The sequence below is a fragment of the Streptomyces griseofuscus genome (assembly GCF_014673495.1).
GTDB classification, from domain to species: Bacteria; Actinomycetota; Actinomycetes; order Streptomycetales; family Streptomycetaceae; genus Streptomyces; species Streptomyces murinus.
Genome location: NZ_CP051006.1, coordinates 7,966,806 through 7,989,107 on the forward strand (window position 1 = coordinate 7,966,806; position 22,302 = coordinate 7,989,107).

The 22,302-nt window shown below is 73.5% G+C and carries 20 protein-coding genes and 3 pseudogenes; 11 read left to right on the forward strand and 12 right to left on the reverse strand.

Translation table 11 applies throughout. From position 1 onward, the window contains the following. Positions 1-335 precede the first annotated feature (335 nt). On the forward strand, positions 336-1,040 hold the full coding sequence (locus tag HEP81_RS36100) for an acetate uptake transporter (protein ID WP_078967271.1): 705 nt from the start codon (positions 336-338) through the stop codon (positions 1,038-1,040). Between the two features lie 135 nt (positions 1,041-1,175). Continuing rightward, the gene (locus tag HEP81_RS36105) at positions 1,176-1,913 is read left to right on the forward strand and encodes a hypothetical protein (RefSeq protein ID WP_037653914.1); all 738 of its coding nucleotides are present in this window, start codon (positions 1,176-1,178) and stop codon (positions 1,911-1,913) included. 57 nt (positions 1,914-1,970) lie between these two features. Here the strand turns inward: HEP81_RS36105 and HEP81_RS42765 are convergent. Then, a pseudogene (locus HEP81_RS42765) lies at positions 1,971-2,495 on the reverse strand (GNAT family N-acetyltransferase); the annotation flags it as partial. Positions 2,496-2,757: 262 nt separating this feature from the next. On the opposite strand from HEP81_RS42765, the gene HEP81_RS36115 reads away from it, so the two are divergent. After that, a complete protein-coding gene (locus HEP81_RS36115) occupies positions 2,758-3,195 on the forward strand; it encodes a Fur family transcriptional regulator (protein ID WP_037653915.1) in 438 nt (145 codons plus the stop codon). A 33-nt stretch (positions 3,196-3,228) separates the two neighbouring features. Beyond that, complete coding sequence (gene katG / locus HEP81_RS36120) at positions 3,229-5,457, forward strand: catalase/peroxidase HPI (protein ID WP_037653916.1); 2,229 nt, start codon at positions 3,229-3,231, stop codon at positions 5,455-5,457. Between the two features lie 106 nt (positions 5,458-5,563). Here katG and HEP81_RS36125 read toward each other — a convergent pair whose 3' ends face one another. Beyond that, entirely contained in the window at positions 5,564-6,130 is a 567-nt protein-coding gene (locus HEP81_RS36125; protein ID WP_037653917.1) for a GlcG/HbpS family heme-binding protein, read from the reverse strand. A gap of 211 nt (positions 6,131-6,341) precedes the next feature. Between HEP81_RS36125 and HEP81_RS36130 the strand changes: the two genes are divergently transcribed. After that, positions 6,342-7,535 carry a sensor histidine kinase gene (locus HEP81_RS36130; RefSeq protein ID WP_037654051.1) on the forward strand — a complete coding sequence of 398 codons (1,194 nt, stop codon included), beginning with the start codon at positions 6,342-6,344 and terminating at the stop codon, positions 7,533-7,535. Beyond that, positions 7,532-8,164 (forward strand): response regulator, encoded by a 633-nt coding sequence (locus HEP81_RS36135; protein ID WP_037653918.1) that lies wholly within the window; start codon positions 7,532-7,534, stop codon positions 8,162-8,164. Before HEP81_RS36130 ends, HEP81_RS36135 begins: the two co-directional genes overlap by 4 nt. 36 nt (positions 8,165-8,200) lie before the next feature. Here the strand turns inward: HEP81_RS36135 and HEP81_RS36140 are convergent, their stop codons facing one another. Beyond that, positions 8,201-9,148 (reverse strand): serine hydrolase, encoded by a 948-nt coding sequence (locus HEP81_RS36140; protein ID WP_037653919.1) that lies wholly within the window; start codon positions 9,146-9,148, stop codon positions 8,201-8,203. Continuing rightward, entirely contained in the window at positions 9,145-10,107 is a 963-nt protein-coding gene (locus HEP81_RS36145) for a LysR family transcriptional regulator (protein ID WP_037653920.1), read from the reverse strand. Before HEP81_RS36145 ends, HEP81_RS36140 begins: the two co-directional genes overlap by 4 nt. A gap of 127 nt (positions 10,108-10,234) precedes the next feature. Here HEP81_RS36145 and bla point away from each other — a divergent pair, with 127 nt between their 5' ends. Beyond that, positions 10,235-11,146 (forward strand): class A beta-lactamase, encoded by a 912-nt coding sequence (gene bla, locus HEP81_RS36150; RefSeq protein ID WP_037654054.1) that lies wholly within the window; start codon positions 10,235-10,237, stop codon positions 11,144-11,146. A gap of 230 nt (positions 11,147-11,376) precedes the next feature. Here the strand turns inward: bla and HEP81_RS36155 are convergent. From HEP81_RS36155 to HEP81_RS36165, 3 genes and pseudogenes are all read right to left on the reverse strand, one after another. After that, positions 11,377-11,685 (reverse strand): annotated as a pseudogene (locus tag HEP81_RS36155) (ArsR/SmtB family transcription factor); the annotation flags it as partial. 29 nt (positions 11,686-11,714) lie between these two features. Continuing rightward, complete coding sequence (locus HEP81_RS36160) at positions 11,715-12,107, reverse strand: VOC family protein (RefSeq protein ID WP_037653921.1); 393 nt, start codon at positions 12,105-12,107, stop codon at positions 11,715-11,717. Between the two features lie 99 nt (positions 12,108-12,206). Next, positions 12,207-12,301: pseudogene (locus HEP81_RS36165) on the reverse strand. Positions 12,302-12,537: 236 nt separating this feature from the next. Here HEP81_RS36165 and HEP81_RS36170 point away from each other — a divergent pair. Then, positions 12,538-13,230, forward strand: coding sequence for a helix-turn-helix domain-containing protein (locus HEP81_RS36170; protein ID WP_037653923.1), 693 nt, complete (start codon positions 12,538-12,540; stop codon positions 13,228-13,230). Positions 13,231-13,290: 60 nt separating this feature from the next. On the opposite strand, the gene HEP81_RS36175 is transcribed toward HEP81_RS36170, so the two are convergent. Further along, positions 13,291-13,926, reverse strand: a complete 636-nt coding sequence (locus tag HEP81_RS36175) for a CBS domain-containing protein (protein ID WP_375139813.1) — start codon at positions 13,924-13,926, stop codon at positions 13,291-13,293. 472 nt (positions 13,927-14,398) lie between these two features. On the opposite strand from HEP81_RS36175, the gene HEP81_RS36180 reads away from it, so the two are divergent. After that, entirely contained in the window at positions 14,399-15,277 is an 879-nt protein-coding gene (locus tag HEP81_RS36180) for a universal stress protein (RefSeq protein WP_037653925.1), read from the forward strand. A 66-nt stretch (positions 15,278-15,343) separates the two neighbouring features. Here the strand turns inward: HEP81_RS36180 and HEP81_RS36185 are convergent, their stop codons facing one another. After that, positions 15,344-16,918, reverse strand: a complete 1,575-nt coding sequence (locus HEP81_RS36185) for an amidohydrolase (protein ID WP_037653926.1) — start codon at positions 16,916-16,918, stop codon at positions 15,344-15,346. A gap of 26 nt (positions 16,919-16,944) precedes the next feature. Then, positions 16,945-18,435, reverse strand: a complete 1,491-nt coding sequence (locus HEP81_RS36190) for an APC family permease (protein WP_051850058.1) — start codon at positions 18,433-18,435, stop codon at positions 16,945-16,947. A 224-nt stretch (positions 18,436-18,659) separates the two neighbouring features. On the opposite strand from HEP81_RS36190, the gene HEP81_RS36195 reads away from it, so the two are divergent. Together HEP81_RS36195 and HEP81_RS36200 are read left to right on the forward strand one after the other, a co-directional pair. Further along, the gene (locus tag HEP81_RS36195) at positions 18,660-19,310 is read left to right on the forward strand and encodes a TetR/AcrR family transcriptional regulator (protein WP_051850059.1); all 651 of its coding nucleotides are present in this window, start codon (positions 18,660-18,662) and stop codon (positions 19,308-19,310) included. A gap of 75 nt (positions 19,311-19,385) precedes the next feature. Continuing rightward, entirely contained in the window at positions 19,386-19,553 is a 168-nt protein-coding gene (locus HEP81_RS36200; protein WP_167739846.1) for a hypothetical protein, read from the forward strand. A gap of 11 nt (positions 19,554-19,564) precedes the next feature. Here the strand turns inward: HEP81_RS36200 and HEP81_RS36205 are convergent, their stop codons facing one another. After that, positions 19,565-21,109: a N,N-dimethylformamidase beta subunit family domain-containing protein gene (locus HEP81_RS36205; protein WP_375139812.1), complete on the reverse strand. Its 1,545-nt coding sequence runs from the start codon at positions 21,107-21,109 to the stop codon at positions 19,565-19,567. A gap of 95 nt (positions 21,110-21,204) precedes the next feature. Next, on the reverse strand, positions 21,205-22,260 hold the full coding sequence (locus tag HEP81_RS36210; protein ID WP_243279701.1) for a hypothetical protein: 1,056 nt from the start codon (positions 22,258-22,260) through the stop codon (positions 21,205-21,207). Positions 22,261-22,302 lie beyond the last annotated feature (42 nt).

Genomic DNA, 22,302 nt, shown 5'->3' on the forward strand with positions numbered 1-22,302 from the left:
GGGGTACATGACGGCTCACCCTAGCCCGGAGCCGACGCGGCGGAAGAACGCACCACGGTGCCGCGCGACCCGCCACGTCGCGTAGCGGTGCTTACGGCGACGGCCTCCACCCCGCTCCGGCCCCGCCCGGTCGCCGAAGTGGGGCAGCGTCAGCGGCGAAGGCATAAGAGATGCAAATGCTATGAAGCGCGGTAAATGGGTACATTCCGTACAGGTGTATCTACGTGGCACGTATGTGTCACAGCCCGCCTCGGGGGCACTGACCAGCATGTTTGCGGGCTCGGCGAGCAAGGGCCTCCGGCCCTGCTGACCATTGGTCGAAGGGATGCCCGGATATGAACGAGGACACGAGGAGCCTGCACCCGGAGCAGCCGCCGCCCGGGGCGGTCCCGCCCACGGGCACCGCGTCCGAGGCGGCTCCGCGCGCGACGGCCTGGGCCGATCCCGCCCCCCTGGGCCTGGCCGGCTTCGCCCTGACGACTCTGCTGCTGTCGATCGTCAACACCAATCTCCTGAAGGAGGCTGCCGGAATCCTGCCCGTCCTGGGTCTCGCCCTGTTCTACGGCGGCCTCGCGCAGTTCGCCGCGGGACTCATGGAGTTCCGCCGGGGCAACACGTTCGGGGCGACCGCGTTCGTCTCCTTCGCCGCGTTCTGGCTGTCCTACTGGTGGATCGCGCCGCGCGTGGCGCTCGCCGGTGACGCGCACAACGCGCTGGGCCTGTTCCTGCTCGGCTGGGCGATCTTCACCGCCTATATGACCATCGGCGCCCTCCGGGTCAGCCTCCCGGTGCTCGCCGTGTTCGTGCTGCTGACCCTGACCTTCCTCTTCCTGGCCATCGGGTCGTTCCAGGGCGGCGCCGGGCACGTCATGACCGAGGTGGGCGGCTGGTTCGGCATTCTCACGGGGCTCGCCGCCTGGTACGCGTCGGCGGCCGGTGTCATCAACGCGGCGCACGGGCGTACCGTGGTGCCGCTCGGCACCCTTCCGGGCCGGACCGAGCCGAGCGAACGGGTACGCCACGACGAGCGATCCGTCTGACGAGGAGCGGCCGCGCCCGCTGTAGTGTCCCGCCGCCACCCACGCCCGCACATCCGGCACCCGGCACCCACGCACCGGCACCCGCTCACCCGGCCCGTGCGTCGTCGTGCCCTCGCGCCCGCGACAATGTCCGCCATGAGCGAGGACATGGACGACGCCGACGGCCGCCTGGCCAGGATCGAACGGCTGTTGCAGAGCGGCGAGCGCGGGCTTCAGCCGGCGTGGCGCCGGGCGACCCGGGGTGAGACGCGATGGGCCGTGACCACCGTCATGCTGGCGGCGGTCGCCCTGCAACTGGTGCTGCCGCACCGGCTCGTGCTGCTGCGTCCGGTCTGGATCCTGCCGGTGCTGGAACTGGCCCTGCTGGCCGCCCTGGTGGCGAGCAACCCCCGGCGGGTGGAGCCCAGCACGGTGTGGTGGCGGTGGCTGGGGCTGCTCCTGATCGGCGTCATCAGCCTGGCCAACGGCTGGTCGGCGGGCCAGCTCGTATGGGATCTGGTGCATGGCATCGGCGGCCAGGACGCGGTGCCGTTGCTGCGGGCCGGCGCCGTCATCTGGTTCACCAATGTCATCGTCTTCGCGCTCTGGTACTGGGAGTCGGACCGCGGCGGCCCGATGGCGCGGGTGCGCGGGCAGCAGCGGTACGCCGACTTCCTGTTCGTCCAGATGCAGAGCCCCGACATGGCGCCCCCTGACTGGGAGCCGGAGTTCCTCGACTACCTGTACCTTTCATTCACCAACGCCACCGCGTTCAGCCCGACCGATGTGATGCCCCTGTCCAGGTGGGCCAAGATGCTGATGATGCTCCAGTCGTCGGTCTCCCTGGTGACCGTCGGGCTCGTGGTGGCCCGCGCCGTCAACGTCCTCAGGTAGGCCGTCGGCGTCCTCGGGCAGCGGGCGGGCAGGTCGACCGGCCTCGGCGGGCTCCGGGTCGGTGGCCAGCCGGGCGTGCGTCTCGACGTCGTGACGCACCCCGTCGTACTCCAGCTTCTGCCGTTGCAGGCCCTCCACCGCGAACCCGGCCGCCCGGGCGACCCGGCAGGACGCCGGGTTGTTGACCCGGTGCCCGAGTTCGAGGCGGAAGAGCCCGGCGTCGTCGAAGGCCCGGCGGGCCAGGGACCGGCAGGCGCCGGAGGCCACTCCGCCGCCCCGGGCGGCCCGGGTGGTCCAGTAGGACACCCAGCCCGTCGAGTGCCGCCGGTCGATCGCGCTCACGGCCACCTGGCCGAGGACCGTGTCCTGCCCGTCCACGACGGCGAACGCGAAGGCCGTTCCCGCCCGCCACCGCCGATGCTGCCCGGCGAGCCGGCGCTCCGCGTCCCCGGGCGAGGCCACCGGCTCCCTGGTCTGCTCGCGCATCAAGGGGTCCGCGAACGCCGTCAGGACCGCCCGCGCGTCCTTCTCCGACCAGCGCCGCAGCCACAGTCCCGGCGATGCCTCCAGATGATCACGCATCGCCGTAGTGTCCCGCACCGACATCCCGTAGATCTCTCTCACCCGATCGGTGGACGGTTCGATGCGCGACGTCCGGGGAGAGTGGGGTGGGGCGCATGATCCGTGCGTGCCCGGCGCGGCCGCCGGACCGGCGGCGCCCGGCATGCGGAGCAAAGCCGCGCAGCCGTGGACGCGGAGGTGAACGCCGTACATCGGCGGAAGACCAGAATTGCATCGTTCGTTTTCTTGAATCCCTCGTGTTTTTGAGAGTAGGTTCGGCCTCATGACCGCCTCCCCGACTCCGACCACCGCCGAGGAGCTCCGCGGTGCCGGCCTGCGCGTGACGGCGGCTCGCGTCGCGCTGCTGGAGACGGTCCGGGACGGCGACCACCTCGGTGTCGAGGCGATCGCCTCCGGGGTCCGTGACCGCGTAGGCCATATATCCCTGCAAGCCGTCTACGAGGCTCTGCACGCGCTCACCGCGGCGGGTCTCGTGCGCCGCATCGAGCCGGCCGGTCATCCGGCCCGGTTCGAGGGGCGCGTCGGCGACAACCACCACCACATCGTGTGCCGGTCGTGCGGGACCGTCGTCGACGTCGACTGCGCCGTCGGCGAAGCGCCCTGCCTGACCGCCGCCGACGACCGGGGCTTCGCCATCGACGAAGCCGAGGTCGTCTACTGGGGCGTTTGCCCCGACTGTTCCACCGGCCGCAGTTCCTGAGCACCTGGTTCCGCTTAGTTCGGAAGGATTGCCATGACTGAGAACCACGACGCGATCGTCACAGACGCGAAGTCGGAGGAGGGGAGCGGTGGCTGCCCCGTCGTTCACGACCGGGCCCTGCACCCGACCCAGGGCGGTGGCAACCGCCAATGGTGGCCGGAGCGGCTCAATCTGAAGATCCTCGCCAAGAACCCGCCCGCGGCCAACCCGCTGGGCGAGGAATTCGACTACGCGGCGGCCTTCCAGAGCCTCGACCTCCCGACGGTGAAACGGGACATCGAGGAGGTGCTCACCACCTCCCAGGACTGGTGGCCCGCCGACTTCGGCCACTACGGCGGTCTGATGATCCGTATGGCCTGGCACTCCGCCGGTACCTACCGCATCAGCGACGGCCGCGGCGGCGCCGGTCACGGCCAGCAGCGCTTCGCCCCGCTGAACAGCTGGCCCGACAACGTCAACCTGGACAAGGCCCGCCGCCTGCTGTGGCCGGTCAAGAAGAAGTACGGCCAGAAGATCTCCTGGGGCGACCTGATGGTCCTCGCGGGCAATGTGGCGCTGGAGTCCATGGGCTTCGAGACCTTCGGCTTCGGCGGCGGCCGCAAGGACGTCTGGGAGCCGGAGGAGGACGTCTACTGGGGTCCCGAGACCGCCTGGCTCGACGACCGCCGCTACACCGGCGACCGCGAGCTGGAGAACCCGCTCGGCGCCGTCCAGATGGGTCTGATCTACGTCAACCCCGAGGGTCCGAACGGCAACCCGGACCCGCTGGCCGCGGCCCGCGACATCCGTGAGACGTTCCGCCGTATGGCGATGAACGACGAGGAGACCGTCGCCCTGATCGCCGGCGGCCACACCTTCGGCAAGACCCACGGCGCCGGGCCCGCCGACCACGTCGGCCTCGACCCCGAGGCCGCCGGCCTGGAGGAGCAGGGCCTGGGCTGGCGGAGCACCTACGCCAGCGGCAAGGGCAGGGACGCCATCGGCTCCGGCCTTGAGGTCACCTGGACCTCCACCCCGACCCGGTGGAGCAACGGCTTCTTCGACAACCTGTTCCGCTACGAGTGGGAGCTGACCGAGTCCCCGGCCGGCGCCAAGCAGTGGGTCGCCAAGGACGCCGAGGCCACGATCCCGGACCCGCAGGACCCGTCCAAGAAGCGTCTGCCCACGATGCTCACCACGGACCTCTCCCTGCGCTTCGACCCGATCTACGAGCCGATCTCCCGCCGCTTCCACGAGAACCCGCAGGAGTTCGCCGACGCCTTCGCCCGCGCCTGGTACAAGCTCACCCACCGCGACATGGGCCCGAAGTCCCTGTACCTCGGCCCCGAGGTCCCGGAGGAGACCCTGATCTGGCAGGACCCGCTGCCGGAGCGCGAGGGCGAGCTGATCGACGAGGCGGACATCGCGGCCCTGAAGACCAAGCTGCTCGGCTCCGGGCTCAGCGTCGGTCAGCTGGTCACCACCGCGTGGGCCTCCGCGTCCACGTTCCGCGGCAGCGACAAGCGCGGCGGCGCCAACGGCGCCCGCATCCGCCTCGCGCCGCAGCGCGGCTGGGAGGTCAACCAGCCCGACGAGCTGGCCCAGGTGCTGCGCACCCTGGAGGGCATCCAGCGGGACTTCAACGCCTCCTCCGGTGCCAAGAAGGTCTCGCTGGCCGACCTGATCGTCCTCGGCGGTGTCGCCGCGGTCGAGAAGGCGGCCAAGGAGGGCGGCTTCGAGGTCCGGGTGCCGTTCACGCCGGGCCGGGTGGACGCCAGTGAGGAGCAGACCGACACCGAGTCCTTCGAGGCGCTGGAGCCGACCGCGGACGGCTTCCGCAACTACCTCGGCAAGGGCAACCGGCTGCCGGGCGAGTACCTGCTGCTCGACCGGGCCAACCTGCTCACCCTCAGCGCCCCCGAGCTGACCGTCCTCATCGGCGGTCTGCGCGTGCTCGGCGCCAACCACGCCCAGGCCCAGCAGCAGGGCGTCCTCACCAAGACGCCCGGCGTCCTCACCAACGACTTCTTCGTCAACCTGCTCGACATGGGCACGACATGGAAGTCGACCTCCGAGGACCAGACCACCTTCGAGGGCCGCGACGCGGTGACGGGCGAGCTGAAGTGGGCCGGCAGCCGTGCCGACCTGGTCTTCGGCTCCAACTCCGAGCTGCGCGCCGTCGCCGAGGTCTACGCGAGCGACGACGCGAAGGAGAAGTTCGTGAAGGACTTCGTCGCCGCCTGGGACAAGGTCATGAACCTGGACCGGTTCGACCTGGCCTGATCCACGACACGATGTCCGGGCCGCCCCTTGGTGGGCGGCCCGGACATCGTCGTCTCATCAGTGCGCTCGGAAGGAGAGGTCACGACGCTCCGGCGCGCCTCAGCCGTCAGCGGTCCAGCGCCGCCGCGCCCGCCCGGGCGTACTTCTCGTCCAGATCGCCGGAGGGCGCGCCCGCGACGCCGATGCCCGCGACCGGGGCGCCCTTGGCGGTCACCGGGGTGCCGCCCGCGAGGAACAGCGTCCCCGGGACGTCCTTCAGGGTCGGCGCCTGCGCCAGCCGCCCGGTCAGCTCCGAGGTGGGGGCGTTCCAGGACACCGCCGTGAACGCCTTGCGCTCGGCGGACTCGTACGACTGCGGGCCCGCGCCGTCCCCGCGCAGCGTGACCAGCGTGTCACCGTTCCGGTCGACCACGGCCACGGACACCTGCCGGCCGTCCTTGACCGCGGCGTCCAGCGCGGCCCGCGCCGCCTTCTCCGCGGCCCGCACGGTGAGATGGGTGCTCCGGGTGAGATCGCCGGGGCGGGCCGCGGCGGTCGCGGCGGCCGGGGCGGCGCCGGTCGAATCGGACGCATGGGCGGCGACGGTGCCGACGGCACCCGCCCCCACGACGGCCAGGGCGGCACCGCCGACGAGGACACGGGTACGGCGGGACGGCTTCCTACGGCTGGACATGACGGGCAACCTTCCGGTGGCGGTCAGGCCGCGGCCGAGATGCGGCCGGGGCCGAGGCGGAATCGCTTCGGTATCGATCCTCGGCCCGTCTTCCGCCGTCTCCCGTCGATGGACCGGTGGTCCCCCGGGTCATCCGATCGGATGACCCCGCGTACTCGGGGCCAGGGCACAATGAATCTTGTTTGCCCAGTTCAGCGCGGTGACACGGGAGGTGGTGGCGGTGCCGGAACCCGCACAGGACGACACCCGCGCCCTCACGATCGTCATGCACACGGCGTTCTTCGTGCTGCTGGGCGCGTCGCTCGCCCGCTACCTCGTACGGCACGGCGAAAGCCCCCACACCCCCTGGATCGTCGCCCTCTCCGCGCTGCTCGCCGTGCTGTACCTCCTCGGCCCCGCCCTCGGCACCCGCCCCACCCCGCGCAGGCTGACCTGGCTCGGCCTGGTCGTGGCGGCCTGGGCGCTGCTCGTCGTCCTGGCCCCGAGCTTCGCCTGGTGCGCGGTGCCGCTCTTCTACACCGGTCTGCGCACCCTGCCGTCGCGCGCCGCGATCCCGCTGGTCGCGCTGCTGACCGCGCTCGCGGTGGCCGCCCAGCTCGAACTCGCCGGCTGGCCCGACCCGAATGTGCTGCTCGCCCCGCCGGCCGTGGCCGCCGTCGCCGCCACCGTCTATGTCGTCATGCACCGCCAGGCCGCCCGGCAGAGCGACCTCATCGACGACCTGGTCCGCACCCGGCGCGAACTCGCCGCAACCGAGCGCCGCGAGGGCACCCTCGCCGAACGCGAACGGCTCGCCCGGGAGATCCACGACACCCTCGCCCAGGGCCTGTCCAGCCAGCGCATGCTGCTCCAGGCCGCCGACCGGCTCTGGGACAGCGCGCCCGGCACCGCCCATGAGCACGTCCGCACCGCCGCGCAGATCGCCGAGCGCGGCCTCGCCGAGGCCCGCCGCTTCGTGCATGATCTGGCCCCGGCCGACCTCGCCGAGGGCGGCGGCCTGCTGCGGGCCCTGCGCGCGGTCGCCGCCCGCGAGACGGCAACCGGGCTCACCGTCCGTGTGCACACCGAGGGCGCCCCGCCCGAGCGGCTGCCCGCGCCCGTCGAGTCCGCCCTGCTGCGCATCGCCCAGGGCGCCCTCGCCAATGTCCGCGAACACGCGGGCGCCACGACCGCCACCCTCACCCTGACCTGCCTGGACGACCAGATCGTCCTGGACGTCATGGACGACGGCCGCGGCTTCGAACCCGCCGAGGACCGCCGCGACGGCACCGGTGGCGAGGGCCGCGGCCACGGTCTGCCCGCGATCCGCGCCCGGCTGCGCCAGCTCGGCGGCACCCTCACCGTCGAGTCGGCGCCGGGCGAGGGTACGGCCCTGTCGGCGGCGATCCCCCTGGAGCGACGATGACCGAACGTCCCGTACGCATCCTGGTCTGCGACGACCATGCCGTCGTACGCGCCGGGCTGCTCGCCCTGCTGCACAGCGCCCCGGACATCGAGGTCGTCGGCGAGGCGGGCAGCGGCGAGGAGGCCCTGGCGCTGGCCCGGAAGACCGCGCCGGACGTCGTCCTGATGGACCTCCAGCTCGGCGCGGGCATCGACGGTGTCGAGACCACCCGGCGGCTGCGCGCCACGAGCCCCGCGCCGCACGTCCTCGTGCTCACCACCTACGACACGGACGCCGATGTCACCCGGGCCGTGGCGGCGGGCGCCACCGGGTATCTGCTCAAGGCCGAGCGCGCCGAGGACCTGTTCACCGCGATCCACGCCGCCGCCCGGGGCCGCCCCGCGCTCTCGCCCCCGGTCGCCGACCACGTCATGTCCCGGCTGCGCGACCCGCGCCCCACCCTCACCCCACGCGAACGCGACATCCTCGCCCAGCTCGCCCACGGGCTGCCCAACCATGCCATCGCCCGAGCCCTGTTCATCAGCGAGGCCACGGTGAAGACACATCTGCGGCGCATCTACGACAAGCTCGGCGTGGACACGCGCGCGGGCGCGGTCGCGGTGGCGAAGGAGCAGCGGCTGCTGTCCTGACCCGGACGTCGGCGGCGCGGACTCGGCCCCGCCCCCTCAGCGGCGCAGTGCCTCGAACGCGTCCCGGGCCGCCGCGCCCATCGCCAGTTCGATGTCCGGGGCGAGACCGGCCCGCCGATCCGCGCGGGTGAGCGCGGCCATGGCCACCCGGTCGCCCGACTCCGCCTCCACCACGCCGATCTCGTGCCGCAGATGCAGGAACGTCCCCGTCTTCCCGCTCCACCGCAGCGAGTCCGCACGCAGCTCGCACGCCAGCCGCTGGGTGAAGACCTGACAGCCCATCAGCCGCCGCAGCTCGGCCGTCGCTGCGGGTACGGCGATCTCGTCGCCCCACACACGTCGCAGCAGGCCGACGAGAGCCGCCGCCGAGCCCGTGCTGGCATGCGCCGGGTCCAGGGTCTCGATGGTGGGAAGGCCCGCCCGTTCGTCCCGTACGGCCAGTTCCAGCGCGAGAGAGAAGTCGTTGCCGGCGGCGCCGACCGCGCACTCGTACATATGGTTCATCCGGTGCCGCATCCGGATGTCTTCGCACCCCCACGCCCGCAGCCGCGTATCCACCTCCGCCACCGGCACCAGGTCGAACAGCGCGTCCGCGGCGGCGTTGTCGCTCACCGACAGCATCAGCAGGAGCAGATCGCCGACGGCCACGGTGGCCGGGTGCCGGAACGCCGAGAGACCGGTGGAGCCGACGCTGCTCCGTGCCGGATCGACGGTCACCGGCCGCGCCGCGTCGAGTTCTCCGGCCGCGATCCGGTCCAGTACGACCAGGGCCAGCGGGACCTTCGCGACGGACGCGAGGGGCACCTGCTCATCGATGTCGAAGCCGAGTCGCTCGCCCGTGTCCAGGTTCAGGGCGAGGAAGGAACCGCGCACCCCGAGCGCCGACCAGTCGGCCGCGACCGTCTCGGCGACATCCAGCAGGGCACCGTCGTCGCCGACGCAGACGGGCCGGTGCCGGTTGCCGCTCGGCTCCACCGCGCTCATCCGCGGGCCGCCAGACGGGCGGGAGCGTCGCCGACGGCCCGCGGGCCACCGGTGTCGCCGTGACCTGCCGCCCCGACTGCCGTGCCCAGCAGCCGGGTCAGCCACTGCGGTACGTCCGGCGTGCCTCGGGGACCGGGTGGTGCGCTCACGTCGTAGCCCCGGTGCAGAGCGGTGTCGCCCAGGGGTGCCCACCGGGCGTCGTACCGGCGTGCGTACGACTCGGTGCACAGCAGCAGGGCGCGCCCGGCGAGGGTCTCGGTGAGCGCGTCGGCCGCCGGTCCCGCCGGTCCGATCCGCCCCTCGGGCAGCCCGGCACGCGCGACGGCGCGGGCGAACCGGTCCTCGAAGCAGGGGACTTGGTCCTCGGCCAGGACGAGGAGCGGCAGCGGGGGCACGGGCGGTTCGCCGGTACGGCGACGACGTGGCCGTAGCTCTTCGAGGTGGAGGGCGCGCGACGCCTCCCGGGTGTCGGCCGGCGCGGAGGCCAGTCCCAACGGCACCCGGAAGGCGGCCCGTTCCGGTGCGACGCGGAGGAGTGCGTAGGCGAGCGAGCCGTCACTCAGCCCCGACTCCCGCTCAGCAGGAGGCAGTTCGCGCATACCGAGGGTGATTCCGCGCTCGGTGCCGGCGTGCAGGGCGCGGGCCAGAGCGGCCGGGGCGCAGTCCGCGGGCACGCCGACGGCACGCACCCGCGCGTGCCGGGCCGAGTGGGCGGCCTGCCGTAGCCGCTGGGCGCGGTCCAGGACGTCGCGGGCGTAGGGGAGGAGCAGTACGCCCAGCTCGGTGGTCGTGACCTGGCGCCGGGAGCGGTCGAACAGCGGACCGCCGAAATGGCCCTCCAGCGTCTTGATCCGTCGGCTGAGCAGCGGCTGGGCGATACCGAGCCGGTCGGCCGCGCGGGAGAAGCTCGCCTCGTCGGCGGTCGCCACGTAGGCCTCCAGATGCGCCAGTAGATCCATCCAGTAGTCATATCAATAATGCATGAGAGGTGCACAGTTCACTCTTGGACATGAGCGTCCTCGTGCTGTTTCGCTGTTCCCCACGGATCACCCCGCCCGACAGGGCATGACCTGGGAGGACTTCACCATGACCGCTTCCGGACCGCTCGCGCGCCGTGGCCTGTTGAAGGCAGGCATCGCGCTCACCTCCGCGGCCGCCGTGGCGTCCACCGGGCGGGCCGCCGCCGCCCCCGCCGCCCCGGCCTCCGGCGCGTTTGCCGACCTGGAGCGGCGCTACGGCGCCCGGCTCGGCGTGTACGCGCGCAATGTGCGCACCGGCCAGGTGCTCGCCCACCGGGCGGGTGAGCGGTTCGCGATGTGCTCGGTGTTCAAGGCGTTCGCGGCGGCCGCCGTGCTGCGCGACGAGGCGCGCTGCGCGCCGATGGAGAAGGTGATCCACTATCCGCCGCACGACCTGCTGCCCAACTCACCCCGCACGGAGGAGAACCAGGCCACCGGCATGGCCATGGCCGAGGTGTGCGCGGCGGCGATCCAGTACAGCGACAACGCGGCCGGCAACCTGCTGCTGCGCCAGCTGGCCGGGCCGGCCGGCCTGACCCGGTTCTTCCGCTCGCTCGGCGACGAGGTGAGCCGGCTCGACCGGTGGGAGCCCGAGCTGAACACGGCGATCCCCGGGGACCCGCGCGACACCACGAGCCCCGAGGCCCTCGCCCGGAGCATCGAGCGGCTGGCCCTCGGCCGGGCTCTTGCCGCCCCCGACCGGGAGCGGTTCGTCACCTGGCTGAAGGGCAACACCACCAGTGGCGCACGGTTCCGCGCCGGGCTGCCCGGGGGCTGGACCATCGCCGACAAGACCGGGACCGGCGACTACGCGAGCGCCAACGACATCGGCGTCGCCTGGACCACCCGGCGGACCCCTGTCGTGCTCGCCGTCCTGTCGACCAAGGAGGGCAAGGACGACAAGGACGCCCCGGTCGACGAGGCGCTCATCGCGGAGGCGGCCCGCATCGCCGCACGGACGGTGGCGCCGGGGGAGTGAGGAGCGCAGGGGCGACGAGACGGCGTCGAGGCCGGGCCCGCTGAGGGCAGGCCCGGCCCCGGGGCCGGCCGAAGGGATTGGGGACGCAGAAGGCCCGCGGAGTCGGGGCGGGGCGAGGTCGGGCCCGCCGAAGGTCCGTACAAGCCTGGGCCGCCAGGACCGGGCTCGCCGAAGCCGGGCTCACCGCGGGGCCCGCCGAAGCCGGGTCCGCCGACAACAGCCCGTCGACATCAGGTCTGCCCCGGCCGTTCCCCCTGTGCCGCCTGGAGGTCGGCGAGCAGCTCCGCCTGTTCCGCGAGGACCCCGGACAGGATCGTCCGCGCCACCCGCAGCACGGCCACATGCGGGCTGGTCAGGGAGTAGTAGACGATCGAGCCTCCCTTGCGGGTCTTGACCAGGTTGGCGCGGCGCAGCACGGCCAGTTGCTGGGAGAGGCGGGCGGGCTCGATACCCACCTCGGGCAGCATCTCGGCGACCGCGTGCTCGCGTTCGCTGAGCAGTTCCAGTACGCGGATACGGGCGGGATGACCGAGCGTCTGTCACCGGCCGGTTCGCGGGGCTCCGGCGCTTATGCGCTCGGCCAGCCGCCGTAGGGAACGGTGAGCAGTTCCATGGCGTGTCCGACCGGATCCATGAAGTACACGCCCTTGCCGCCATCGTTGTGGTTGATGGTGCCGGGGTGCTTCTGGTGCGGGTCGGCGTAGTGCTCTATGCCCCGCTCGGTGATACGGGCGTACGCGGCGTCGAACTCCTGCTCGGAGACCAGGAACGCGTAGTGCTGCGGGGTGATCCTGTCCTCGGGGACGGTGGCGAAGTCCAGCGTGACGCCGTTGTCCAGGGCGACGGCCACGAACGGGCCCCACTCCCCGGTGATGTCCAGGCCCACGATCTCGGTGAAGAAGCGCGCGGACTCCCGGTTGTCCCGGGCGTGCACGATGGTGTGGTTCAGATCGACCGACAAGGAATGCCTCCAGAGGCATCTCCTGGCACCTCCATGCCTCACCCGGACGGTGACCGGCACGCGATGCCGCCGTCCAGTGTAGTCAGCCGTTCGGCGGAGCGGAGAGGGCAGGATTCGAACCTGCGCGGGCCCCGAAGGGCCCGACCGTGAGCTGTGCTCGCTGGTCCCCGATAAACCACTCCGGGCACCTCTCCCTGGGATCTCTGGGGTCCTTGTGATCCCGGCTGTCCCTGTGACCGGTTCCGGTTTCCCGTCCCGCTCACGGGAACAACGGTGCCAGGAGGCGCTGACCGGGCACTGACCTACGGCTGACGCCGGGCGCCCGTCAAAGGTCGACGGTTTCCGGATGCCCCGGCGTACCCAAGTGGTAGGCGGGGAGTCCCGGTGGTAGACGTGGTACGAGCCAGGGTCCGGCGAGGAGTGAGCGAGCATGGCAGAACGCCCCACACCCGGGCACGGCGAACCGCAGCCGGGGGACGGCCGTGCGCGGGGCGACCTCGGACGCCGGCTCCAGCGGCGCCGGACGGAACTCGGGCTGAGCCGGGAAGAAGTGGCCGAGCGCGCCGGCATGGCCGAGGCGTACGTCGCCCATCTGGAGCAGCACAGCACCGCCGCGCCCGACTCCGGCACCCTGCTGCGGCTCGCCGGAGCGCTGCGCACCAGCCCCCAGGAACTCGGCGGCGGATACTCCGGGCTGCCGTCCGGACTGGGGCAGGCCGCCCGCGATCCCCGGATGGGCGAACTCGACGAACGGGAGTGCAGGGAGCTGCTGTCGACGCACGGCGTCGGAAGGTTCGCGCTCAGCACCGAGGGCGCGCCCGTCGTCCTCCCGGTGAACTACACCGTCGTGGACGGCGCGATCGTGTTCCGGACCCGCGAGGGCTCGGTCATCACCCAGGGCCTCGACCGCGAGGTGGCCTTCGAGGTGGACCGGGTGGACGACGCGTTGAGCGAGGGCTGGAGCGTACTGGTGCGGGGGACCGCCCGCGTGGTGAGCGACCCCGGCGAGGCGGAGCGGCTGGCCGAGCGCGCGTACAGCACCCCGTGGGCCGGCGGGGGCCGCGATGTGTGGGTGCGGATCGAGCCCACGGCGTACACGGGCCGTCGTATCGAAGCGGGATGAGAGCGACGGGGGTTCGGCGCGTACGGATCTCGCCGAGCCCCGCGCTCCGCCTCGCGGGTCTCACCCCGGGCGCGCCACCCCTTCGGGAGGCACCGACGGCACCAGATTGACCACTCCGACGACTCCGTCCAGCCGCCAGGCCGCGAATCCGGCGCGGGCGATGGCGCCACGCAGTTCCGCGCCGCCCGCGAGGGTCACGATGCCGTCCCGCACGGACACGGTGATGGCCTCCGGTGGCAGGCCCAGCTCGCCCGACACGATCTCCTCGGACACCTGGCGGCGGATCTCGTCGTCCCCGCGCAGAAAGACCCGGAGCAGGTCGCGGCGGGTGACGATGCCGATCAGCCGGTCCTCCTCGTCCACCACGGGCAGCCGTTCCACGCCACGCCGCTCCATCAGCCGCGCGGCGTCGGAGACCCGCTGCTCGGGGTGGACGGTGACGGCGGGCGTCGACATCAGTTCGCGCGCCGGTGACTCCCATGCCGGCTCGTCGGGGGCCCGCGCCTGCCGGGCGGCCCGTTCGCGCACCAGGTCGGAGGCCGAGACGACGCCGAGCACCTTGTCGTCGTGGTCGATCACCGGCAGCCCGCTGATCCCGTACCGGTCCAGCAGCCGGGTCACGGCCGCGGACGACATCGTCTCCGACGCGGTGACGACATCGCACCTCATCACCTCGCCGATCGTGCTCTGGATCACGGCTCTTCCTCCTTCAGGGTGCGCGGACCCGCTTCGCCGGGTGACGGTCGATGTCCCGCCTTAGTGAGCCCGCTCGACGCCCCGGCCACGCGCGTGCCCGCTGCCCGTTTCGAGCCGGTACCACCAGCGTGCCGCCTCCGTCGCCCGGGGCCGAGGGCCGGGTGCCCCCGTGAAGGGGACCTTTGGTCCTGTACCCGGACCCTTCCGGCTCCGCCGGAGTGGGCGGACCAGCCGCCCCGTCGCGGCGCCCGGACGTACCCGGCTCCGTGGGCGCCGTCCAGGGGACGCGCGCCGTCGCCGGTCGGGGCCCGGTCACGCGCCCGCGTCGACGGGGCCCTTCTCCAGGGGACGCCCGGCCTCCTCCCGACGACCCGCACGGCCCACGGGCGCGAGTCCCCTTCACGAGGCACGCTTGTCGTACGGGAGAGCGCTCGGTGGACGGCGGGAAGCGTCGGATCCGGAGGGACACGTCATGGCTGGTCATATCGCGGTGGGAGTCGACGGGTCCCCGCAGAGTGTCGCCGCCGCTCACTGGGCCGCGCAGGAGGCGGTGCGCCGGGGTGCCGAGCTGGTCGTGGCGCACGCGTGGGTCACCCAGGTGCGGTCGGCGCCGCTGGCGACGCGGGACAGTACGGAACGCGGCTGGGCGCAGCGCGTGCTGCGGGAGGCGGTCGACAGCGTGCGCGCGGCGCATCCGACGCTGGCCGTGACCGGCAGGCTGGTCGCCGAGTCGCCCGTGCCCGCGCTGCTGTCCGTGGCCGCCGAGACGGACACGCTGGTGGTGGGCACCCTCGGGCTCGGCCGGGCCGCCGGGGCCCTCGTCGGCTCGGTCTCGCTGCGGGTCGCTGGCCGCGCCCCCTGCCCGGTGGTGCTGGTACGGGCGGGCCGCAGCGCCGCCGACGAGCATCTGCCGACCGCTCCCGGACTCGCGCCGGACGAGATTCCGAGCATCCCCTACCGTGCCGTCGTGCTCGGCCTGGACGTCGACAGCCCGTGCGACGAGCCGATCGGGTTCGCCTTCGAGGCCGCCCGGCGGCGCCGCACCGAGCTGCGGGTGTGCCATGTCCACGAGCCGGACGGCGGCGCCGGACCCGAGGGGGCGGCCGCCGCCGAGCACGCCGTCATCGCGCTGCTGCGGCCCTGGCACGAGAAGTACCCGGACGTGTCCGTCGCCACGACCGTCACCGAGGGCCGGGCAGGGGACGAACTCGTACGGGCCACCGACGGCGCAGGACTCGTCGTGGTGGGGCGCCGGATCAGCGGCAGCAGGCTCGGCGAACGCCTCGGACAGGTCGCCCACGCGGTCGTCCAGCACGCCGAGTGCCCGGTCGCGGTCGTCCCGCACGACTGAGCACGGCGGAGAGCCGTACGAGGCCGTACGAGGGGGAGCGGGCAGGGTGTGGGGACCGAACGCCCGTCAGCGGGTGCCCCGGTGCACCACCTGGCCGCCCGTCACCGTCAACTCCACCGGCGCGTCGGCGAGTTCGTCGGCAGACGCGAGCACGGGGTCCACGCCGAGCGCGGTCAGGTCGGCGCGGAACCCCGGCGCGATACGACCGGCGGTCCCCGACTCGCCCGCCGCGGCGGCCGCGTGGCCGGTGCAGCCCTCCAGAGCCTGCAACGGGGTCAGGCCCGCGCGATGCGCGGCGGCGCCCTTGGGCCGGCGGGCGGTCGCCAGCACGGCGCGGGCGTCGTAGTGCGCGATGGGCCAGTCCGAGCCGAGCGCGACGATGGCGCCCGCGTCCCGCAGATCCCGCAACCGCCAGGCACGGGCTGCCCGTTCACCGCCCAGGCGACGGGACCACTCGTCGCTGCCGTCGTCCCGGGTGTACCCGGTGTGCGGCGGCTGCATGGAGGCCGCCACACCCAACTCGGCGAAACGGGGCAGGAGTTCGTCCGGTGCCGTCTCGATGTGCTCGATCCGGTGCGCCCCGCGTCCGCTCGGCCCGAGCGAGGCCACGGTGTCCAGTACGTGCCGTACGGCGGCGTCCCCGATGGCATGGGTGGCGGTGCGCACCCCGGCCGAGTGCAGGGTGCGCACGGCCTCGGCGTAGGCCCGCGGGTCCGGCCAGAACGCGGCCGTGCCCCGACCGTGGCAGTCGGGATGCTCCAGCCACGCCGTGCCGCCCTCCACGGTGCCGTCCATGAAGAACTTCACCCCGCCGACCATCCAGTGCCGGCCGCCCCGCCCCTGGAGCGCGATGAGCTCGCGCAGCGCCTCCGTGTCCGCGCCGGGCATGCACCAGGGCGCGAACCGCAGCCGCACCGGCAGTACCGTCTCCCGCGCCACCGCCGCCACCAGCTCCAGGTCCCCGCCGTCCATCACATGGGCGCCGGTGAGCCCGGTGGCGGCCATCGCGGACAGCAACTCCAGGAGCCTCGAACGGCGTTCGGCGTCCGAGGGGCGCGGCGCGACGGCCGTCACCAGGTCCATCGCGGCGTGTTCGACCAGATGCCCGGTGGGCCGGCCCGCGGCGTCGCACACCACCTCCGCGCGCTGGTCGAAGGAGCGCGGCCCGGACACCCCGGCGGCGGCCAGGGCGGCGGCGTTGGCGAGGGCGGAGTGGCCGTCGTACAGGCGCAGCAGGGCGGGGGCGTCGCCGAGGACGTCGGCCACCAGGCCGTGGTGGATCGGGCGGCCCTCGAAGGCGTTGTGGTCCAGGCCGTGCCCGAGCACCCAGCCCCCGATCCGCCCGGCCCCCGCCAACTCGGCGCGAAGACCGGCCAGATCGCGCACCCCCGACAGGTCAACTCCGGTCGCCATCTCCAGGCCCCACACCGGGTGGCTGTGGGCGTCGACCAGGCCGGGCACCAGATGTGCCCCGCCCAGCTCGACCACCTCGGTGCCGGGGCCGCGCCAGTCCGGTACGTCGGCCGCCTCCCCGACCGCGGTGATCACCCCCTCGCGCACGGCGACCGCCGTGGCGGTGGGGCGGTCGGGGTCGAGGGTGCGCACCTGGGCACCGGTGAGGACGAGATCGGCGGCGGGCATGCCATGAACTCCTTTGTGAGCGACGGTCATTCGGCGGACTCGGTCGGCGTCGGCGCCGGTGTCGGCGGCTCCGTGGCGAAGGACCCGTACACCTCCGGTCGGCCGCGCCGCAGCCACCACGCGAAGGGCAGCCCGAGCAGGAAGACGACCGGCGCCGCGAGCACCAGCAGGGTGTTCACGACGGGTGAGGCGCCGGTGAACAGGTCGATGTGCCCCACCACCAGGACGATCGCGGTCGCGAGCAGCACCGTGGCGAGGACCGGCGCCACCACCGTCCGCAGGCTTCCCTCGCTGTGCCGCACCCGCCGGAAGTAGCACGGCACGGCGATCGCGGCGAGCAGCTGGAGCAGCATCAGGCCGATCATCCCCGGGGTGTTCACCCACAGCAGCAACTGCTGGTAGGGGTCGGCGTGCGCGGCCCAGAAGGCGAGGACGACCACCGCGCCGAGCACGGTCTGCGCGATGCCGGCGAGGTACGGGGAGCGGTGGCGCGGGTGGATCCGGCCGAGCCGGCGGGGCAGTACGCCCTCCTCCGCCAGCGCGAGCGCGTAGCGGTTGATGGCGTTGTGGAAGGCGAGGAGGGAGGCGAGGACGCTGGTGACGATGAAGACGTGCATCAGATCCGCGGCCCAGCCGCCCACGTACGTGGTGATCGCGGTGAAGAACATCCCGGCCGGGTCCTTCCCGGCGGCGCGCACCACCTGGTCGTCGCCGAACGCCTGGACGGCGATCCACACCACGAACGCGTAGAACAGGCCGAGGAATCCGACGGCCAGATAGGTGGCGCGGGGCACGGTGCGCTCGGGGTCGCGGGCCTCGCGGCGGTAGATGACGGTCGACTCGAAACCGGTGAACGCGGCGAACGCGAAGGCGAGTACGGCGGCCGTGCCGGGCACGAACACATGTGAGGGCGCGAGGGAGGCCAGGGACAGCCCGTGCGCGCCGCCCTTCAGCAGCACCCCGCCGGCCAGCAGGACGAGTATTCCCGTCTCGGCGATCAGCAGGACGCCGAGCAGCTTGGCCCCGAAGTCGATCGAGCGGAAGCCGCCGTAGCCGATGAGCAGCAGCCCGGCCAGCGAGACGGGCAGCCAGGGCACATCGGCGCCGAACAGGGCGTGCAGGGTGTCGCGGGAGGCGGAGGCGAGCAGACCGTAGACGCCGATCTCCATACCGTTGTAGCCGAGCAGCGCGAGCAGGGCGGCGCCGATGCCGGCCGGGCGGCCCAGACCGCGGGTGATGAAGGCGTAGAAGGCGCCGCCGCCGGTGACATGGCGGCTCATCGTGGTGAAGCCGACGGCGAAGACGGCGAGGGTCAGCCCGGCGAGGAGATAGCCGACCGGGGCGCCTATGCCGCCCAGCAGGATCGCGAGCGGCGCGACCCCGGCCATGACGGTCAGGGGCGCGGCGGCGGAGACGACGAAGAAGGCGATGTCGGCCGTGCCGAGGGAACCGGGGCGGAGGGTGGCCGCGGCGGACGGCGCCTTCTCCTCGGGCAGTTCGGAAGTGGTGACGGACATACGGGGGAGCCCTTCGGGCGGCGGAGGGGAGGGGGTCCCGGAGACGGGCGGGCGCGCCCGCGGCGGATGGGGCGACGGCCCCGCGCGAACACTCCCGGGCGTACGGCGGCCCGGGCGCACGGAAGGGATGGCGGGCGCCCGGAGCCGTAAACCTAAATGCTTTCGGTTTTCGCAATGTAACCTGCGCTTGGGCATCCGGGAAGACCTCAGGGAGAACACCGATCATGGGACGGCCGCGCACCCCGCTCCTCGACCGTGAGCGCATCACCACCACCGCGCTCCAACTCGTCGACGAGAGCGGCGACTTCAGCGTGCCGCAGATAGCCAGGCGGCTCGGCGTGCAGACCGGCTCGGTCTACCACCATGTGGACGGCCGGGACGGCATCGTGGAACTGCTGCGCGAACGGGTCGCCTCCGTGATCGAGACCGCCACCCTCGACCTCGAACCCTGGGACACGGCCGTGGAGGCCTGGGCCCGCTCCTACCGTGCCGCCTTCGCCGCGCACCCCCGCGCCATCCCGCTGCTGATGACCTCGCCGGTGCGCGCACCCCGGGTCCTTGACCAGTACGAGCGGGCGGTCACCCGGCTGCTGGACGCCGGGTTCGAGCCCGCCGGGATCATGGCGCTGATCACCGCGCTGGAGAACCTGGTGCTGGGCTCGGCCCTCGACCTCGCCGCCCCCGAGACGATGTGGGAGCTCCCGGACCGCGCCGCGACGCCCCATCTGGCCGCGGCCCTCGCCGCGGCGGGCGGCCACCGGGCCGACCGCGCCTTCGAGGTCGGTCTGGCCGCCTTGATGAAGCATGCCCGGACCCTGTCCGGGATCCATGGCTCCTTAAGGCCCCCGAATTTCCCAGTACCGCCAGTAACATGATCACCTTTGGGACTGGTTGTATCGGCCGGTCAAGTCGGCGCGCCGTTCGATGTCATGTCTTTCCCGGAGATGTCCATGTCTGCTGTCAGTGACGCATTAGAAGACGCCCGTATCCAGTACGAGCAGCACACCCGCGCCTGCCGCCAGTGCCGCGCCGACTCCGCGCCGTGCGCCGTGGCCAAGCATCTGTGGCGCCTGTTCAACAAGGCCCGCCAGAACCAGTTGCGGTCCAACGAGGCCTGACTGCGGCACGGTCAACCGCCGTACACCGCAGGCACGTTGGCGTCCGGCGGCGGCGCGTGCCGGGCGGCCGGGCCGCGCGCGAACATCCGCAGCACGTTCTCCGTGGTGCGGGTGACGAACGCGCGGGTGCGGGCGTCCATCCCGTGGTCGCGCCCGAGTTCGCCGGTCCCGGCCAGCAGGCCCTCCACCCAGCGCATGGTGCCGGTCGCGAACACCCCCGCTCCGGCGGGGGTGGTGTAGTACGCCGAGTCGCTGTGGCTCGGCCGGCCCGCGCACACCAGCGGGGAATGCGCGGTGATCTCCAGCGGGCCGGGGGTGGGGGCGCCGGGGGTGACCCGGTCGTACTCCACGCCCACCAGATGCGGGAAGCCGTCCCCGGCACGGACACCGGTGCCGTCGTACGCCCAGTGCCCGGGTGCTCGTACGACGTACGGCGCGTCGACGGGGTAGCCCTCGTAGAGCACTCCGGTGAGCGCGGACTCGGGGTCGGCGCCGGGCGGGAGCCGGTAGTCGGTGGTGACCTGCGCCGGGGTGGACGGATAGCACGGGTCGGCGCGGTAGTCGCTCTTGTAGCAGACCACCGTACGATCCATCCCGCCCGCCCCGGGCTCCAGCCGCACCCGGCGGAAGCAGGTGTTCGCGCCCAGGAAGGCGATGTTCACACCGGCGTCCCGGGCGGCGGTGACATGGGCGCGCTGCTCGGGCGTCCAGTACTCGTCGTGCCCCAGGCAGACCACCGCGTGCGCGCCCCGCAGTACCCCGGGGTCCCGGTGGACGTCGGTACCGGTGCTGTACGCGAGGGGGATGCCGAGACGCTCGGCGAGCACCACCAGCGCCCGCTCGTACGTCAGGAACTTCTCCGCGCCGCTCCCGTCGTAGGGCCGGTCGAAGCTGACCGCGAGGGAACGGCCGGCGTACCCGCCGTCCGCTCCGGTGTACAGGCTCGCGCCGCCCCAGCGGTTGTACGCCTGCCAGGTGGCCGGGGCGTGCAGCAGCACCGTACGGCCCGTGCCGTCGGTGGAGCGGACCACGAACGGGATGTACCGCTGATGGCCGGTGTCCGCCTCCAGACGCAGCAGATAGGCGCCCTCCGGCCAGCCGGTGGTGTCCACGGGCAGGGTGACCGGCCAGTCGGCGAACACGGTACGGGTGGCGGCCAGCACCCTGGGGGCGGCCCGCGCCCGGCCGGGTGTCCGGCCCGAGGCCCAGATCCGCCGGGCCCCGGCGCCGCCGTACCAGCCGATCCGGAACGCCGAGACCCGGAACGCCGCCGCCGTGGTCGACACACGCAGGCCGAAGCTCTCGCCCGGGGTCACGCTCACCCGGTCCGGGTAGCCGCTCACCGCGTCCGGTGGGCCGGTCGGGCCGAGCCGCCAGGTGGCGGTGCCGGGCGCGTCCCGCTCCGACTCCGGCCGCAGCCGGCTCCCGGCCCCGGACGGCGCGGCGGTGCACGCGGCGGTCGTGGCGAGCCCCGCGCCCGCGCACAGGGCGAGGAACCGCCGCCGCCCGACCCCGGAGCCGTCCGCCGGGGCCACGCCGAATCCCGGATGCGTCACCGCTCCAGCGTCGGGGCGGGCGGGGTCGCGGTGCAACCCGTCAGCCGGTGGCGCGGTTCTTCGAGGCCACCCGTCGGCCCGGCGCGCGCGGACCGTCACGCGCGGAATCCGATGTGCACATGGTCATGGTGGGTGGCGTCGCTGAAGAACTGGCCGGGGCCGCCGCCCGTCAGCAGCACCGGGCCGCCGACGTTGTACGACCCCGCCGCGGCCGCGTCCCGCATGAACCGCTCGATCAGGGACCGCGAGGTCGACGGGTCCACCACCGCGTGGCCGTCGATCCGCCACACGTCGAAGGCCCGCCCTCGCGGATGGTCGCTCGGCCGGTCCGTGCCGAACACGTCCAGCGGATGCCCGGAGCGTACGACGCTCACCTCGATCCGGTGGCTCCGGGCCAGGGCCCGCATCGCCCGGGTCACGCTGCTGTGCACCCGACCGCCACGCAGGTCGGCGACGGCGGCGGGCGGCAGCGTGATCCGGGCGTCCGACAGGGCCGCGCGGGTGTCGGCGGGCAGGGCGCGGGCGGGCGGCCCGGGGTGCGCCGGACGGAGCGCGTCGACCGTCCAGCCGTGCGCTCCCCGGGAGAGCCGTACGTCCACCGTCGTACCGCCCGAGGCGACCTCCCCGCCGCGCCGGGTCCACTGGCGGCAGACCACCAGCACGCTGGCGGACCGGGACAGGATCCCGCCGTACTGCGCGAAGACCACCTGGAGCGCGGCCTGGTCGGCCGCGGGCGCCAGCGGCCCCGCCTGGCCGACGAGCGCCGTCGGCAGGCCGAGGGCCGCGACCCGGGTGCGGGCGGCGGCCGCCCCGCCGTGCCCTTCCGGCCACGCGCCGATCACCTCCACCACCTGCACGGCGCGCAGCTTCGCCGCCGGTGCCACCTCGCCGGGTCCCGGCCGCCAAGGAGTGGTCCTCGGCAGCGCGGAGGCGGGCGACGGGGTGGCGCGCCCGGCCGGGGCCCGAACGCCGGAACAGCCCGCCGCGCCCGGCGCTACGCCGGCCAGCGCGACACCGGCGAGCGCGCCCAGGACGGCACGGCGGCCGGGCGGGGGAGCGGCGGACTCGCACGGTGCGGCGTGCCGGACCGGCTCCGGAGGCGTGCACGCGAGGGCGGGGCGGCCCGCTGAGGGGGCGCGGGGATGGCTCATACCGTCAGTGTCCGTCGGGCGCGCCGCCCCGGCGACTTCGGA